Origin of the sequence: Methylobacter sp. (assembly GCF_023227905.1) — a bacterium.
Lineage (GTDB): Bacteria > Pseudomonadota > Gammaproteobacteria > Methylococcales > Methylomonadaceae > Methylobacter_A.
Genome location: NZ_JALOCF010000006.1, coordinates 53794 through 70650, shown reverse-complemented (window position 1 = coordinate 70650; position 16857 = coordinate 53794). Strand labels below are relative to the sequence as shown.

The following is a 16857-nucleotide window of genomic DNA, read 5'->3' as shown; positions in this document are numbered from 1 at the left end:
GCACATGAGTCAGTATAAAATAATTTTTGCAGGCCCTGTCGGCGCAGGGAAAACCACTGCTATTCATTCTATTAGCGATGTTCCCCCGGTTAAAACCGACGCTACAGCCAGTGACATGGCAAAAGACAGGAAGTCTGCCACCACCGTTGCTATGGATTACGGCATTATGAATCTTCCCGGCGGCGAAAAATTGCATTTGTATGGAACGCCGGGGCAAGAGCGTTTTAACTTTATGTGGGATATTCTGACGGAGGGAGGTATAGGTCTGATTTTGTTACTGGACAATACCAGGGCCGACCCTTTCCTCGACATGAAATTCTTCCTGGACTCTTTTTCACAGTTTATTTCCAAGACCACTGTTGCAATAGGCGTCACCCAAATGGATCTGAGCGATAAACCGACTATCGCCGATTACCAGATAAAACTCAAAGAGATAGGGTTAAATCGGCCGGTTTTTGCGGTTGATGCCCGAGTGAAAAACGATATTTCTATTCTCGTTCAGTCACTGCTTTATTCGCTGGACCCAGTCATGGAGGAATGATATGCCTGGTTACCGGCTTGCCGATGGACTTTATTTATATCCGACTCCTGCGGGCGCTTATTATGCCGCGTCGTCGAAAGATAATGACAAGCCTAGGCAATTTATTAGAGCTCTCTTTCAACAGCCCGAAACGCCCGAATTATCAGTAGGACAATTGCAGCATTTGACTGACGGCAATGACGCTGAAAAATGCCTGGAGTTACTGTACCACTGTCAGAAGCTTGGACTAGTTCAAGGCCTGGACACAAAAATAGAATCACCTGCCGGAACGCTGGAGCAATTACTGCCTACTCTACTGAGCAAAATCTCGGAGAACGGTAAAGTGCTACTGGCAGATAACCAGGGATTCTACCTGGCTAACCACGGGTTTGTGCATGAGGTCGCTGAAGAGTTATCGGCATTGTGCGCAGAAATCGCAATCATCCATGAACGCCGTTCGGGTTTGTTACTCAATAACTTGGGTATCGGCAGCCACGCATGGGCAATAGTCAATGCAGGAGGAAACAGCCAAGTCGGGTTTTGGCCGTTACTGATAGGAGATACCCGCTTTGTTATAGCGATATTGGGTGTGCCGCATTTTAATCAACCCGAGTTCGTCGAGCTGGTTTGGGCGTTAAGTAGGCGCTATGCAGCAAACCGTAAATAATTTGAATTGATGTTAACCGTTATAGATTAAGAACAAGAAAAGGAGAATGTAATGCGAGCAGACCTGCTAACTTCAGTGTTAACAGAACTAAATGGCACTTCAGCCGATATCGAAGCATCTGGAGTGATTTCAACCGATGGCTTGATGATGGCTAGCGTATTGCCTGCAAATATGGACGAGGATAGAGTCGGTGCGATGAGTGCCGCCATGCTTTCACTTGGCGACCGGACCGCTCATGAGTTGGGACGAGGTACGCTGGAACAGGTTTTAGTTAAAGGCGACAGAGGCTATGTCTTGATGACTTATGCCGGCACCGAAGCGGTACTGACTGTTCTTGCAAAACCGAATGCAAAGCTCGGACTTATCCTTTTGGATGTCAAAAGAGCCGCTCAAAGTATTTCCGAAATGCTCTAGTGCTATACAAAATATAGGCGATCAACATGATAAACGATATGCAACCGGAACATATAATCGGCGATTACAAAGAAGTAACGCTGGATTTGTACGGCGGAATGCGCCGCAAGATTTTATACACTGAGATTGAAACACCTTACCCGGACGGCAAGCTCATTGTTTCTACTACAAATCCTGACGGCGTTATCACCCATGTCAACCAATCGTTTGTAGAAATGTCAGGCTACACGGAAGATGAGCTTATCGGCTCCCCTCACTCAATATTAAGACATCCGGACATGCCGCCGGCCGCATTTAAAGATCTATGGGATACAGTAAAGACAGGCGAAAAATGGCAGGGGTTCGTAAAAAATTTACGTAAAGACGGAGGGTATTACTGGGTCAAAGCGACCGTAATCCCCAATATAAGAAAAGGTGTCGTAGTGGGCTATACCTCAGTTCGAAGAAAACCCTCCCGAACTAAAGTAGAAGAATGCATCCAGTTGTATCCGACAATGTTTTAACAAGGAGTCGCCATGTCATTTATCTTTACCGTTAGCCCCGACTTTACTCCGGACCATCTATCCGGTTGGTATATTTTTAATACGTGGTTGCAGAGGCAAACCGATGTTTCGATCCATCTGGAAATGTACAATAATTTTAATGATCAAAGAGAGGCAATCCGTAACGACAAGGTCAGCCTGATTTATGCCAACCCTTTCGATGCCGCGATGCTGGTCAGAGAAAAAGGTTTTCTACCTCTGGTCAAACCGGCTGGCGCTTCCGACGAAGCCATTATTGCAGTCAATGCGAATAATCCTATAGATGACGTAGCGCGTTTGGCACCGGGCATCAAACTGGCCTTTACCGATGATCCGGATGTAAAAATGATGGGCATGATCATGCTGGAACCCGGTGATCTCGATACGAGTAATGTGCAAGGGATTTCCTGTGATACTTACGTACTTGTGGCAAAGCATTTACTGCGCGGAGAAGCGGATGCCGGTATTTTTCTGGCTGAAGCTTTTGACGGTTTGTCCGACATGATTAAAAAACAACTGAGAATTTTAGTCCGCAGTCAAATCAGTGTCATCCATCATTCTTTAATGATCGGCCCCAAGTTACTGGAAAGGAGAGATGAGTTTCAAAAATGCCTGATAGAAATGGATAATGACTCTAAAGGCCAGGGTGTTTTAGAGAGCCTGGGCTTTAAAGCATGGGAAAAAGTCGATGATGAAGAAATGCAATTTATGATCGATTTGATGGATACATTGAGTATTTAGTAACGGGCAAGTATCAGGAGAATAGCGGAGTCGATGCATACCCACTCATCATGCACAAACTTCTTCAGACTCTCGCTGGTAGAAGATCAGCCCTGTAACTTGGCATAGAGATGGCCGCAAAACTTCAGCTCTTTGATCAGCCATCCAGTGACAGCGCATATTACAAAACTGACTTTAAAAGCCAGTAGTACTGGGGTTATCAATTCATAGAGAACCTTCTAAATCAATTATATTGATTTAGAAGGTTGAATTTTACGGCATTGTTAAGCAAGATAATTTGTTCTTAGCTAAGCTTGCGCATTTATTTAATACCGTAAAGACGTTGATATTCTTTTATCGCGTTAAGCTGCTCGCTGCCGTCGGCCGTTAAATATTCAATAATATTCGCCAGGGTAATGATGGCAATCACAGGCATTGCGAATTGATCTTCAACTTCCGAAATAGCAGAAACGTCATTTTGGCCTTTTTCTTGTCTATCCAGCGCAATTAAAACGCCAGCAGGCATTGCGTGGGCATTTTTTATGATCTCAACCGACTCCCTGACTGAAGTCCCGGCAGTAATCACGTCATCAAGGATGAGCACCTTGCCTTGCAGCGGCGTACCCACCAGGCTGCCGCCCTCGCCATGATCTTTAGCTTCTTTGCGGTTGAAGGCGAAAGGGATATCCTCACCGGTTAACCGGGCATAAGCAATCGATGTCGCACTGACCAGCGGGATACCTTTGTACGCAGGGCCGTAAAGAATATCCGGCTTAATATCGGATTGAATCAATGCCTGCGCATAAAACTCTCCCAGTTTACCAAGCTGGGCGCCGGTATTGAACAAACCGGTATTAAAGAAATAAGGACTGGTGCGGCCCGATTTCAATTGAAATTCGCCGAATCTGAGAACACCGCAATCCAACGCGTAGGAAATAAAGTCTTTTTGATAATCAAGCATGATAAATTCTAAATAGTTGATTTATTAAGGGATGAAATTTTCTAAAATATTGTCCAGAAAGTTCCAGCCTTGTTCTGAGCAATAGTAGTGATTGTTTTGCCGTATCAGCAAGTTTTGTTGCACGCAAGCGGATAAAGCCGGCTCCAGCGTAGCGGGAGCAAGACCTGTCGCCGCTTGATAGGCTTCCTGACTAAAACCCTGCTTCAGCCGCAAATGGTTCATGATAAATTCCAAAGGCAATTCGGCTACAGCAATAGCCTCGGACCCGCCGTTTTGATGCGTATCGCTTAAATACTGTTCCGGACTTCTGGGTTTAAAAGTTCGAATAATCGATTGCGGCAGAATTTGGGAGATTTTCCCATGAGCCCCCGCGCCTATGCCCAAATAATCGCCGAATTGCCAATAATTGACATTATGCCGGCATTGCATGCCTTGTTTACTGTAGGCCGAGACCTCATATTGCTGATAATCATGATCCGCCAATATCCGCTGACACTCTTTCTGCGTTCGGAAGATGGTTTCGTCATCAGGCAGCTTGGGCGGAAACTTATGAAACCAGGTATTAGGCTCCAACGTTAGCTGGTAAAAGGAAATATGGGTGGGCTTGAGGCTAATCGCCGTTTCTATATCCGTTTTGCTGTTTTCGGGAGCTGCGCCCGGCAAGCCGAACATTAAGTCCAGATTGAAGTTTTCAAAACCCGACTGATGGGCGATCTCGGCGGCACGCATGGCTTCCTGCGCCGAATGAACGCGGCCCAGCTGTTTTAATAACGAGTCGTTAAAAGTTTGGATGCCGATCGATAAGCGGTTAATGCCCAGCGCCCTGAACTCGGCAAATTTATGGCTTTCAAAAGTGCCCGGATTAGCTTCGAGAGTGATTTCCGCCCCCTCTTCAAGCTCCAACTGTTGCTTTATGCCGCGCAATAGCCGGTTAATCGCTTCCGGCGAAAATAAACTGGGCGTGCCGCCGCCGATAAAAATGCTGTGTATCGGCCTGTTGATATCATAGCGCTGTATGTCGAGAGCTAAATCATTGAGCAATGCCGTTATATAGGCCGATTCAGGCAGTTCCGATTTAGCCGCATGCGAATTAAAATCGCAATAAGGGCATTTTTTAATACACCAGGGGATATGGATATAGAGGCTAAGCGGCGGCAAGAGATTTTTTGCTATATAGTTTAAAATAGGCGTCAGTTTAACACGTGAGCCTCTGATTAATAAGACTCCATGGCGATCAGCCACTTAAGTGGAACTTAATTTTGCTTAATTACGCTTATAGCCATTTGTTGATAACTAACTACTTTAAAGCGAGAACATATGCGACTATTACTGGTGGAAGATGATGAAATACTGGGTGATGGGCTGGTCGAAGGCTTAAAAATGGAAGGTTATGCGGTTGACTGGTTAACCAACGGCAAGCTTGCCGACGAGGCTCTAAAAACCAATACCTATGAGCTGGTCGTGCTGGACCTGAACTTGCCGGACATGGAAGGCCTGGACATATTGAAAGCGCTACGAGGGCGTAAAGACGAAACGCCGGTGATGGTCTTGACCGCCAAGGATACTATTCCTGATCGCGTAATAGGCTTGGATAGCGGTGCCGATGATTTTGTGATCAAACCGTTTGAATTGGATGAAGTGTGCGCCCGGTTAAGAGCATTGGCGAGAAGGAACGAAGGCCGCAGCGTTCCCAATATTGAATATAAAGGTATTGTTTTGGATCCGGCCTCGCGCCAGGTTACCTGGAATGATGAAAAGATTGATCTGTCGCAAAAAGAATTTGAGATACTGAGTTTTTTAATGAGCAATATCGGCCGGGTTATTTCCCGCGCCCGCCTCGAAGAAAGCATGTACTCATGGGATTCGGACGTCGAAAGCAATACCGTCGAGGTCCATATCCACCATTTGAGAAAAAAGCTTGACCCGTCCATTATCCGCACCGTCAGGGGTGTGGGGTATATCATTGATGAAGATTAGGATTAACTTTAATAATGGAACACGGATAAAGAAGGCGAAAGGCAAAGGACAAAGGGCAAAAAACACTTGTCGTCCTTCGCGCCCTTTGCCTTTCGCCTTTCGTCTTGTGCCTTATCAGTGCTTACCAATCTAATCCACGTTCCATTTCCCTAACTGCCAAAGTCACCACCGAGAATTAATGAACTATTCGCTACGCCAACTGTTGCTGTTTGGCCTGCTCTCCGCCTCCATGTTGATCTGGGGAGTGACGGCCTATATGAGTTACAAGGTCACCCGCGACGAAGTCGCCAGCCTGTTTGATGCCGAATTGGCGCAGTCGGCCAAAGTACTGCATGTGTTTGTGGAAAGCCTGGTCCGGGAAGGTTCACTGTCCAAGCACTGGGCGCAAACACAGACCGATAGCCAGTTGCATCCTTATACCGGGCGTAAAAATAAAAGCGCTTTTCAGCTCTGGACTAAAGGAGACAGCTTGTTACTGCGTTCGGAAAAATCGCCTGAGTTTGCGGTGCATGGATTCAGCAAGAAAAATATCGACGATCAGTTATGGGATGTATTCGACGGGCTTCTGGAAGCCAACGCTTTAGGCCATAAGTATGAAAGAAAAGTCGCTTTCCAGCTGTGGTCCAAAAATGACGGCTTGCTGTTGCGCTCGGAAAGCGCGCCAACGTTTGCGTTTTCTTCGGCGACTAACGGCTTCAGTGAAACCAATATCGATAAACACGTGTGGCATGTGTTCAGTATTTCCAGCTCAAACGGCGAATATGTGATTCATGTCGGCCAAAAAGAAGAAATCCGCGCCGAATTAACCGATGAAATATCAACGCAATTGGTGACGCAATTTCTGGTGGGCTTACCGATTTTAGGCATCGTTATCTGGATTATTGTCGGGCATGCCTTAAAGCCGCTTAATCGTTTGGAAATAGCCCTATCCAGGCGGGAAGCCAGTTTTCTCAAACCGCTATCCAGCAAAAAACTGCCCAAGGAAATTATCCCGGTCGTCAATGAGATCAACAATCTGTTTGCCCAGCTTGAGCAGGCCTTTGAACATGAGCGCCGGTTTACCGCCGATGCCTCGCACGAATTAAGAACGCCCTTGGCCGGACTGCTGACCCAGGCCCAGGTTGCCATGCGCACCCGCGACGAAACCGTCCGTCATCAGGCGCTCAAGCGAATCGAGCAAGCCGTCAACCGCATGACCTACATGGTGCAGCAATTGCTGACCTTCTCACGCATTGAATCCGGCACCGAGTATTTAGCCAAAGAAATGACGGTGCTTAGCCGTGAAGTGCCGCGAACCATTGCCGAACTCGACCCCGAAGCGCATAAAAAACGGATTCACATGGAATACGATGAAATCAATGCAGTGCCCATCGTAGCGAACACCCTGCTGATCAATATCCTGATCAGGAACATTATCGACAACGCCATCAAATATACCCCGGCTCAAGGCATGATCCGGGTCAGCCTGATAGGAACCGAACACCAGTTGCGGCTGTGCGTTGAAGATTCGGGACCGGGCATCGCGCCGGATCAATATGAAAACTCGCTAAAGCGGTTTCATCGTTGCGTCGAAACCGCCAATAAAGCGCAGGGCACCGGCCTGGGTTTTTCCATCGTGCAACGCATTGCAACGATACACGATGCCGAGCTTGTGCTGGATGAATCCGAATTTGGCGGCTTGAAAGTAACCGTTATATTTACCTTGCCGACCAGAGCGGCGGTTAAAAAGAATCTCAGCAAATTAAGCTTTTTTACCATCAAGAAAAGCGCTTGAGGCACAGCTACAATTTTCGCCACGAACAGTACGCAGTTTTGTATATTTTCTTCGTATCGCGCTATTCGTGGTGACTTTGCAATACATCAGTTCATACGTAGCCAATTATCCGGCTCATCAATAACCGGATTAACCAGCGTCCCAATACCCTCAATCTCAATCCGGGCAATTTGTCCCGGCAACATGTAGCCGCGCGGCTTCATTTTTACGCCGACCCCGGCAGGCGTGCCTGTGGCAATAACGTCTCCCGGCTCCAGCGTCATCGCTTGCGACAAATAGGCGATCATTTCATAGCAGTTAAAGATCATATTGCGGGTATTGGAGTTTTGCCGCAGCTCATCATCAATCCAGGTTTTAAGGTCCAGATTATGCGGATCGCCGATTTCATCGCTGGTCACCAGCCAAGGCCCTAACGGGCCGTGGGTATCGAATGATTTACCCAAGGTAAAAGTCGGCGAACGAAACTGCCAGTCACGCACCGAAACATCATTGGCAATGGTAAATCCGGCAATGACTTGATGAGCTTTGTCGACAGGCACATGGCGACAGCGCGTGCCGATAACAAAAGCCAGCTCGCCTTCATAATCCAACTTATCGGAAACTTTCGGCCGATGAATCGCATCGCTGTGTCCGATCACACAGGTGCCCTGCTTGGTGAAAAAACTGGGATATTCCGGCTTATCCAGGCCGGTTTCTTCGATATGATCGTTATAATTCAGACTGATGGCCAGATATTTACCGGGTCTTGGCACCGGCGCCAACAGCTTGACCTGATCCAGAGCGATACGGCCTTCGCCGCTGTCGATTTGTCGCTGCATCGCATCTAACGCGGCGGCACCTGCGCTTAGAAATTCAAGCATGGTTTCCGGGATTTTAGTATTATTTTTGCCGTCAACAACAAAGCCATCAACGACAGCGCCTACACGGGTTTTATCATTATGAATGAAGGTTACCAGTTTCATGAGTTAAGCTTATCCGTATAATTTCAAGTGCAGCTATTATAAACCCAAGCGTAAACATAAGAGTTTGCGTAAAAAGAAGATATAATTAATAATTTTTTTAATTCACGAGGATCATAAAATGAACGAAAACTGGATTGCGCCCTCCATTCTGTCAGCTAATTTCGCCAAATTGGGTGAAGAAGTTGATAATGTTTTAAAAGCCGGCGCCGATGTTGTGCATTTTGATGTAATGGATAACCATTTTGTACCCAACCTGACCATCGGGCCTTTGGTTTGCGAAGCGCTGAGAAAACACGGCGTTACTGCCCCCATTGACGTGCATTTAATGGTTGAGCCTGTTGATCGTCTTATTCCCGATTTTGCCAAAGCCGGCGCCAGTATCATTACGTTCCACCCAGAAGCGTCCGTGCATATCGACCGCACCCTGCAATTGATCAAAGACAACGGCTGCAAGGCTGGACTGGTATTTAATCCCGGCACGCCGCTGCATTATCTGGATTACGTCATGGACAAGCTGGACATGATTTTGTTGATGTCGGTTAACCCCGGCTTCGGTGGCCAGTCTTTCATCCCTTCAGCGCTGGATAAACTGCGTCAAGTCAGACAAAGAATCGACGACAGCGGCTTGAATATCCGCCTGGAAATCGACGGCGGCGTTAAAACCGATAATATCCGGGAAATTAAAGCAGCCGGCGCCGACACTTTCGTCGCAGGTTCAGCGATTTTCAGCCAACCTGATTACAAAAAAGTAATCGATGAGATGCGCGCTGAATTGGCTAAAGCGGGTTAATCGTGTTTGCGGATTGGGTTTCAAAAACCCAATCCGGCGAGTTTACTTATTGGAGCTATATCTATGAAAACTTCGCTCAATTTGTCTGATGAATTAATTAAAGAAGCCATGCGACTGACTGATGCTAAAACAAAAACAAAAGTCATTGTTTTGGCATTGCAGGAGCTGATTAAGAAAAATAAAGTGGCGGGATTAAAGTCTTATAAAGGCGCAATCGGTCTGGAGATGGATATAGATACGCTAAGAAACCGAAATGCGCATTTTGATTGATACATCTATTTGGATCGACTATTTCAAAAGTGGTGCCAACTCAAGCGGGCTAGATACTTTAATAGATGATAATTTAATTGTTATTAACGATATTATCCTTACAGAGCTGGTTCCTTTTTTGGCTATTAAAAAAGCAATTTAAGGTTATTGAATTGCTGAATAACATAACACTATTGCCCTTACAGCCCAACTGGGCTGAAATTATTAATTGGCAAACGGCTTGTTTAAGTAAGGGTCATAACGGTATCGGCATTCCTGATTTGCTGATCGCTCAAAATTCAAGACAACAGAATTGTAAAATTTATTCGCTGGACAAGCATTTTCGCCTCATGACCGAGGTGATTGAAAATATACAACTATCCGACTAACACCATGACCCCAGAACAATTCAATCACTATGCCCGGCAGGGCTACAACCGCATCCCGGTTTGCCGCGAAGTATTGGCCGATTTGGATACGCCGTTAAGCGCTTACCTTAAGTTGGCCGACGGCCCTTATTCCTATTTATTCGAATCGGTGCACGGCGGTGAGCAATGGGGTCGTTATTCAATTATTGGTTTGCCCTGCCTTACTGTCGTCAAAATCACCGGCAGTCAAATTCGCCTGGAACAAAACGGCGAACTGCTGGAAACGATAGCCCACGATAACCCGCTGATCTGGATAGAACAGTTCAAGTCGCGCTATAACGTTCCCGACATTGACACCCTGCCCCGCTTTAACGGCGGCCTGGTCGGCTATTTCGGCTATGAAACCATCGGCTATATCGAGCCAAAGTTGCGCGGCACAGAAAAGTCCGATCCGCTCGGCAATCCCGACATCCTGCTGATGGTGTCGGAAGAAATGCTGGTGTTCGACAATTTGTCCGGCAAAATGCTGCTGCTGACTCACGCCAATCCTGAAGAACCTGACGCCTATAACCGTGCCGTCGCGCGAGTGGCTGACTTGGCTGTAAAACTACGCGAGCTGCAAGCCAAACCTAAAAACCATCATGCCCCCAGACAGGTCGAAGAATCCGATTTCATCTCCGGCTTTACCCAACAAGGCTTTGAAAATGCAGTATTGAAAGCCAAAGAATACATCACCGACGGCGACATCATGCAGGTAGTGCTGTCGCAACGCATGTCCATTCCTTACACCGCCTCGCCACTTAATTTATACCGGGCTTTGCGCTGCCTGAATCCTTCGCCGTACATGTTTTACCTGAACCTGGACGACTTCCATATTGTCGGCTCGTCGCCGGAAATACTGGTCAGGCTGGAAGACAACATGGTCACGGTACGCCCGATTGCGGGTACCCGTCGCCGTGGCTTAACACCTGAGCAGGATCTTGAGCTGGAAAAAGACCTGCTGGCCGATCCCAAAGAGCTGGCCGAACATCTAATGCTGATCGACCTGGGCCGCAATGATGTGGGCCGGGTTGCAGAGATCGGCACCGTACAATTAACCGATAAAATGATCGTCGAGCGCTATTCGCACGTCATGCACATCGTCTCCAACGTCACCGGACAACTGCAACAAGGCGAAAACGCCTTTGACGTGCTGGCCGCGACCTTTCCGGCCGGTACCGTCAGCGGCGCGCCGAAAATACGCGCGATGGAAATCATCGACGAGCTCGAACCCGTCAAACGCGGCGTTTACGCGGGCGCAGTCGGCTACATAGCCTGGTCCGGCAACCTCGATACCGCCATCGCGATCAGGACCGCCGTGATTAAGAACAACATGCTACATATACAAGCCGGTGCCGGTATCGTCTACGATTCCGTGCCCGAAAACGAATGGGATGAAACCATGAATAAAGGCCGCGCCATTTTCCGCGCTGTGAATATGGCCGAAGCAGGCTTGGAAGGGGAGCAATCATGAGTGCCGTCAAAGTCGTCATGGTCGATAATTACGACTCGTTCACTTACAACCTGGTGCAATATTTTGGCGAGTTGGGCGCCGATGTGACCGTGGTGCGTAACGACCAAGTCACAGTAGAAGATATAGAAAAACTCGCACCCGACAAACTGGTGATATCACCCGGCCCTTGTACCCCTAAGGAAGCCGGCATTTCCGTTGAAGCCATTTTAAAATTTGCCGGGAAAATTCCTATTCTGGGGGTTTGCCTGGGACATCAAAGCATCGGTTATGCATTCGGCGGCAATATCGTCCATGCCAAAAGCATCATGCACGGCAAAACCTCGCTGGTTTATCATCAGGATCAAGGCGTGTTCAAAGGGCTTAACAACCCATTTACAGCCACCCGTTACCATTCGCTGGTCATAGAACAGCAAAGTATTCCCGATTGCCTGGAAATAACCGCCTGGACACAGGATGCGGCGGGCAAACTCGATGAAATCATGGGTGTAAGGCACAAAGAACTGGATATTGAAGGCGTGCAATTTCATCCCGAATCGGTCCTGACCGAGCATGGGCATGATATGTTGAGGAATTTTCTGGAGAGGTGATTGTTTCCATACGCTATCATGGAACTGGACATGTTCTGTAGATTGGATGCCTAAATGAGTCCAACAGTATTTAAAGAAAATGGTTATCGGTTCTTTTTCTTTTCCAGAGAAGAGCCCGGAATGCATGTTTATATTGTTTCAGGAGACGGAGAAGCTAAATTCTGGCTAGAACCGGAAATTGAATTGGCTAAGAATTATCAATATTCAAGAAAGCAGTTAAAAGAAACCGAATTACTTCTGGAGGGACATTACGGTGAGCTCATTAGCGCATGGCAACAACACTTCCCCGGTTGAAGTTACGCATATATCAACCCACGGGGTCTGGCTGCTAACTCATGATGAAGAATTATTCATGTCCTATGACGATTTTCCGTGGTTTAAAAGTCAGCAGATTAAATCAGTCATTAATGTTGAAGAACAATCGCCGGGGCACTTTTATTGGCCGATATCGATGTCGATTTAACACTGGAAATCATCAAGCATCCGGCACGCTTTCCATTACAGACAAAAACTGTAACCCCGGATAAGCCAGTTTGAGCGAATGCGAAACCCGGCTTATCCAATACACCGCACAGATTTCCGTAAACGCCTGACCTACGCCACTCGTGGTCGGCCTTACTCCGGCATACCACCCGACATTAATCAGGAGTGCATTATGAGTCGTATCGTCTGGCTATTTTTAAGCGCCGTATTATTCGCATCGGTCACGCAGGCAAAACCGTTAACTCCCGAACAGGTGCCGGAGCCTCTCAAACCCTGGATAGCCTGGGTATTGCACGATAGCCCGGAGCCCATCTCCTGCCCTTTCATCTACAACAGTTATGAACAAAAACGCTGTAGCTGGCCTACTCAAACACAGCTGGATTTAACGCACGATAAAGGCATCTTCTCGATGAGCTGGCTGGTGTACCAAGACAGCTGGATCAGCTTGCCGGGCGATAAAAACCACTGGCCGCTTAATGTGACGGTTGATGACAAGACCGCGCTGGTCATGGATAGAAACGGCAGCCCCTCGATTAAACTGACGGCGGGCTTGCCGCACAAAATCAAAGGCGGATTCTTGTGGACTGCCATTCCTGATAACTTAAAGATACCCGACGATACCGGGCTGGTTGAGCTGCGTATTAACGGGACGGCAATACCGACCCCGGCCATTAAGGACGGGCAACTGTGGCTGAAAGAAAGCGAAACCGGCTTGAAAAAACCGGAAAACCTCCAAAACAACCTGGACATTCAGGTCTTTCGAAAAGTCATTGATGAAGTACCCGCACAAGTTTTAACCCGACTGATGCTGGACGTTTCCGGCGAGCAGCGTGAAGTAAAATTGCCCCGGCCTATTTTGGACGGTTTTATCCCGTTGAGTTTACAAAGCCCATTGCCCGCCCGACTGGAACCCGACGGACAATTATTGATGCAGCTGCGCCCCGGCCACTGGCAGATCGACATACTGGCGAGAAACACTAAAGAGCTGAATGCGCTCCCCGCTCCCAGGCTGGAGCTTGGGAGCGAGCAAGGCATCCAGTGGCCGGAATCGGAAATCTGGGTATTCGACGCCCGCCCCCAATTGCGGGTTGTTGAAATCGAACAGCTCAGCGCCATCGATCCCAATCAAACCAATTTGCCGGACGATTGGAAAAATCTCCCGGCTTATAAAATCAGTCAGGGCCAGTCCATGGGCTTTAAAACCATACGCCGGGGCGACCCGGAGCCCGAACCCAATCAACTCAATTTAACCAGAAAGCTGTGGCTGGATTTCGACGGCCAAGGCTACACCGTCAATGACATGATCAGCGGCACCATGACCCGCGGCTGGCGGCTGAATACCTTGCCGCAAACGCAATTGGGCAGAGTCACCTTAAACGGCAACAATCAATTTATTACCCAGGATAACTCCGGCAAGCAAGGCGTGGAAGTCAGAACCGGCTCGATAACACTGGACGCCGACAGCCGAATCACCGGCCCTGTTAATGCCGTCAGTGCGGTTGGTTGGGAACAGGATTTCCACAACGTCAGCGCCGAACTTAACCTGCCGCCGGGCTGGCGCTTGCTGGCGGCCGGCGGCGTTGACAATGTGCCTGACAGCTGGCTTTCTCGCTGGACATTGCTGGACTTGTTCCTGGTGCTAATTGCAGCTCTGGCGACAGGCCGGCTGTGGGCTCCCTATTGGGGCGCTCTCGCCCTGGTCACCCTGGTGCTGATCTGGCATGAGCCGGGCTCGCCGCATTTTGTCTGGCTGAACATTCTGGCCGCGACCGCCTTGATCAAGGTATTGCCGCAAGGCCGGTTTTTAAAATTCGTCAACTGGTATCGCTATGCTTTCTGGCTGGCGTTAATCATGCTCACCTTGCCCTTTATGGTGGCGCAGGTGCGCACCGGTCTTTATCCGCAACTGGAAAAACCCTGGCAAAGGGTCAATATGCAGGACCCCCAATATCACGTTATGACAGAAATGGAGGCTCCGACATCGGCACCAGCCCCTCAAATGAAGAGCGAGATGAGCGAACGCGCATTAAAAAGGTCTGTGCCATCCGATTCCTCATCGTCTTATGGTTATTCTGACGCAGCAATCGATTTTGAGCGCATCGACCCTAAAGCCAAGGTGCAAACCGGCCCCGGCTTGCCGCAATGGCAATGGCATAAAGTATTGCTGTCATGGAACGGTTCGGTTGATGCTCAGCAGCAGCTGCGCTTATGGTATTTAACGCCGACACAGACCATGCTGCTCAACTTCATCCGTACAGTTTTGGTTGCGGCGCTGGCCTTGTTGATGTTTGGCGCTTTTGAAAAATTGAAGTTTAAAAAGGCGCAGCCTTCGGCACCGCTGTTGCTGTGGTTTTTGCTGTTGCCTATGCTGTCCATGCCGTCGCAAAAAACCTATGCCGAAATTCCGGATAAAGCCGTTCTGGATGAATTGCGCAGCAAGCTGTTGGAGAAACCGGTGCCGCCGGACTGTTTACCCGGTTGCGCGCAAATTCCGCAGATGAAGATAACCATTAACGATAAGGAACTGGCGATCGCGCTACAGGTGCATGCCCAGCAATCCGTAGCCATTCCTTTACCCGCCGAATATGAACAATGGTTCCCCAATCATGTTTTTGTTGACGGCAAAATAGCGCCGGGGCTTTATCGCGATAACAACGGCTTGTGGCTTAACCTGAGCGAAGGAGAGCATCAGGTGGTACTGGGCGGGGCTGTGCCCATGTTAAGCAAGTTCACGCTGCCGTTGCCGTTAAAACCGAACTGGGTCAGCATTCAAAATACCGGCTGGCAGGTCATCGGCCTACAGGAGAACAGCGCGGTTGACGATCAACTGCAATTTAGCCGCATCAACCGGACCGAGCAGCAACGCACAGCCGAACTGGAACCCAGTACCTTGCCGCCGTTTGTCAGGATTGAACGTACCCTGCACCTGGGCCTGGACTGGCATGTGGTTACCCGCATCATCCGGATTTCACCGGCAAACTCCGCCGTGGTATTGGCCGTCCCCTTGCTGCCGGGCGAATCGGTCACTACGGCAGGCGTTCGGGTTAAAGAAGGCAAGGCTGAGGTTAATATCCCGGCTCAGCAAACCGAATTGCAATGGGAATCTACGCTGGATAAATCGGAAAAAATCGATTTTGTCGCGTCCGAAACAGAGCAATGGATAGAGGTGTTGAAGGCAGATGTAAGCCCCGTCTGGCATGTTGAAACGACCGGCATCGCGATGATTCACCTGAATAATGACGGGCAATGGCTGCCTGAATGGCATCCCTGGCCGGGCGAAAAAATTACCCTGCACATAACCCGGCCCACAGCGGTGGAAGGCCAAACCTTAACCATCGATAACAGCCGGTTAAGCATCAAGCCGGGGCAGCGTAACCAGGAAGCCGAATTGAATATCAGCCTGAGAAGTTCGCAAGGGTCGCAACACACGCTCATCCTGCCGGAAAAAGCCGTATTGCAAGCCGTTGCCATTAACGGACAGACCCAGCCGATCAGGCAGGATGGCAGAAAGCTCACGGTACCGATCAATCCCGGCAAACAGGATGTCTCAATCAGCTGGCGGGAAGCGGCCGGCATAACAGCGGCTATGCTCACACCACAGGTTGACTTGGGAATAGCGAGTGTCAACGCCAACCTGAATATCGGCTTGGGTCAGGATCGCTGGGTATTGTTTACGATGGGGCCGAAATTGGGGCCCGCGGTTTTATTTTGGGGCGTGCTGATCGTTATTGTTATGCTGTCTCTGGGCATGGGCAAAATCCGGCTGACACCGTTAAAAGCCCGGCACTGGTTCCTGTTATTGGTGGGGCTTAGCCAGATTCCCTTGGAATCGGCGGGCATTGTGATTGCATGGTTAATGCTGCTGGGCTGGCGCAAGACGCAGCCGGTTTCCGATGTCCACTATTTTAATATAGTGCAAGTTGCTATTGGCGTATTGACCGTGATATCGCTGGGCATGCTGTTTTTAGCGGTCGAACGGGGCTTGCTGGGATCGCCCGATATGCAGATTATCGGCAACCACTCCTCGGCATTCAACTTAAACTGGTATCAGGATAGAAGCCCGGCGATTTTGCCGGTTGCGACGCTGATTTCAGTGCCGCTAATCGCGTATCGGGTATTGATGCTGGCCTGGTCGCTCTGGCTGGCGGTGTCGTTGCTGAACTGGCTGAAATGGGGCTGGGAGTGTTTCTCAAGCAATGGGCTTTGGCATAAATCCGTAGCTAAAGAGATAATTGTTAAGCCTGAAGAAAAATAATTCACCACGAAGTCACGAAGCACACGAAGTTTTTTCACTACCTTAGCGTCTTCGTGTCTTCGTGGTCATTAATCAATTTGTTTCATTTTGGGTTCA

Annotated in this window: 18 protein-coding genes; 15 read left to right on the top strand and 3 right to left on the bottom strand. The window is 48.8% G+C overall.

Going from position 1 to position 16857, the window contains the following annotated elements; all coding sequences use genetic code 11:
* Positions 1 to 4: 4 nt before the first annotated feature.
* Genes M0R47_RS04060 through M0R47_RS04040 form a run of 5 tightly spaced genes read left to right on the top strand, consistent with a single transcriptional unit; the run spans position 5 to position 2863 of the window.
* Positions 5 to 541: an ATP/GTP-binding protein gene (locus M0R47_RS04060; RefSeq protein ID WP_292550678.1), complete on the top strand. Its 537-nt coding sequence runs from the start codon at positions 5 to 7 to the stop codon at positions 539 to 541.
* A gap of 1 nt (position 542) precedes the next feature.
* Positions 543 to 1187: a hypothetical protein gene (locus M0R47_RS04055; protein WP_292550676.1), complete on the top strand. Its 645-nt coding sequence runs from the start codon at positions 543 to 545 to the stop codon at positions 1185 to 1187.
* Positions 1188 to 1238: 51 nt separating this feature from the next.
* The gene (locus tag M0R47_RS04050; RefSeq protein ID WP_292550674.1) at positions 1239 to 1601 is read left to right on the top strand and encodes a roadblock/LC7 domain-containing protein; all 363 of its coding nucleotides are present in this window, start codon (positions 1239 to 1241) and stop codon (positions 1599 to 1601) included.
* A gap of 26 nt (positions 1602 to 1627) precedes the next feature.
* Positions 1628 to 2104, top strand: coding sequence for a PAS domain-containing protein (locus tag M0R47_RS04045; RefSeq protein ID WP_292550671.1), 477 nt, complete (start codon positions 1628 to 1630; stop codon positions 2102 to 2104).
* Positions 2105 to 2116: 12 nt separating this feature from the next.
* Entirely contained in the window at positions 2117 to 2863 is a 747-nt protein-coding gene (locus M0R47_RS04040) for a phosphate/phosphite/phosphonate ABC transporter substrate-binding protein (RefSeq protein ID WP_292550669.1), read from the top strand.
* A gap of 301 nt (positions 2864 to 3164) precedes the next feature.
* On the opposite strand, the gene pyrE is transcribed toward M0R47_RS04040, so the two are convergent.
* Entirely contained in the window at positions 3165 to 3803 is a 639-nt protein-coding gene (gene pyrE, locus M0R47_RS04035; protein WP_292550666.1) for an orotate phosphoribosyltransferase, read from the bottom strand.
* A gap of 24 nt (positions 3804 to 3827) precedes the next feature.
* Positions 3828 to 4961 (bottom strand): radical SAM family heme chaperone HemW, encoded by a 1134-nt coding sequence (gene hemW / locus M0R47_RS04030; RefSeq protein WP_292550664.1) that lies wholly within the window; start codon positions 4959 to 4961, stop codon positions 3828 to 3830.
* Positions 4962 to 5120: 159 nt separating this feature from the next.
* Between hemW and M0R47_RS04025 the strand changes: the two genes are divergently transcribed.
* Both M0R47_RS04025 and M0R47_RS04020 read left to right on the top strand, forming a co-directional pair.
* Positions 5121 to 5780 (top strand): response regulator, encoded by a 660-nt coding sequence (locus tag M0R47_RS04025; RefSeq protein ID WP_292550662.1) that lies wholly within the window; start codon positions 5121 to 5123, stop codon positions 5778 to 5780.
* A 178-nt stretch (positions 5781 to 5958) separates the two neighbouring features.
* Positions 5959 to 7554: an ATP-binding protein gene (locus tag M0R47_RS04020; protein WP_292550659.1), complete on the top strand. Its 1596-nt coding sequence runs from the start codon at positions 5959 to 5961 to the stop codon at positions 7552 to 7554.
* 86 nt (positions 7555 to 7640) lie between these two features.
* Here the strand turns inward: M0R47_RS04020 and M0R47_RS04015 are convergent, their stop codons facing one another.
* On the bottom strand, positions 7641 to 8516 hold the full coding sequence (locus M0R47_RS04015) for a fumarylacetoacetate hydrolase family protein (RefSeq protein WP_292550655.1): 876 nt from the start codon (positions 8514 to 8516) through the stop codon (positions 7641 to 7643).
* Between the two features lie 118 nt (positions 8517 to 8634).
* Between M0R47_RS04015 and rpe the strand changes: the two genes are divergently transcribed.
* From rpe to M0R47_RS03975, 8 genes are all read left to right on the top strand, one after another.
* On the top strand, positions 8635 to 9306 hold the full coding sequence (gene rpe, locus M0R47_RS04010; protein ID WP_292550652.1) for a ribulose-phosphate 3-epimerase: 672 nt from the start codon (positions 8635 to 8637) through the stop codon (positions 9304 to 9306).
* A gap of 63 nt (positions 9307 to 9369) precedes the next feature.
* Positions 9370 to 9576: a type II toxin-antitoxin system VapB family antitoxin gene (locus tag M0R47_RS04005; protein WP_292550649.1), complete on the top strand. Its 207-nt coding sequence runs from the start codon at positions 9370 to 9372 to the stop codon at positions 9574 to 9576.
* Positions 9577 to 9653: 77 nt separating this feature from the next.
* Positions 9654 to 9944: a hypothetical protein gene (locus M0R47_RS04000; protein WP_292550646.1), complete on the top strand. Its 291-nt coding sequence runs from the start codon at positions 9654 to 9656 to the stop codon at positions 9942 to 9944.
* A gap of 4 nt (positions 9945 to 9948) precedes the next feature.
* The gene (gene trpE / locus M0R47_RS03995) at positions 9949 to 11436 is read left to right on the top strand and encodes an anthranilate synthase component I (protein WP_292550643.1); all 1488 of its coding nucleotides are present in this window, start codon (positions 9949 to 9951) and stop codon (positions 11434 to 11436) included.
* Positions 11433 to 12023, top strand: coding sequence for an aminodeoxychorismate/anthranilate synthase component II (locus tag M0R47_RS03990; protein WP_292550640.1), 591 nt, complete (start codon positions 11433 to 11435; stop codon positions 12021 to 12023). The genes trpE and M0R47_RS03990 overlap by 4 nt, the downstream gene beginning before the upstream one ends.
* Before the next feature lie 54 nt (positions 12024 to 12077).
* Positions 12078 to 12317 (top strand): DUF4160 domain-containing protein, encoded by a 240-nt coding sequence (locus tag M0R47_RS03985; RefSeq protein ID WP_292550638.1) that lies wholly within the window; start codon positions 12078 to 12080, stop codon positions 12315 to 12317.
* The gene (locus tag M0R47_RS03980; protein ID WP_292550842.1) at positions 12277 to 12486 is read left to right on the top strand and encodes a DUF2442 domain-containing protein; all 210 of its coding nucleotides are present in this window, start codon (positions 12277 to 12279) and stop codon (positions 12484 to 12486) included. The genes M0R47_RS03985 and M0R47_RS03980 overlap by 41 nt, the downstream gene beginning before the upstream one ends.
* A gap of 192 nt (positions 12487 to 12678) precedes the next feature.
* Positions 12679 to 16761 (top strand): hypothetical protein, encoded by a 4083-nt coding sequence (locus tag M0R47_RS03975; protein ID WP_292550635.1) that lies wholly within the window; start codon positions 12679 to 12681, stop codon positions 16759 to 16761.
* Positions 16762 to 16857: the final 96 nt, after the last annotated feature.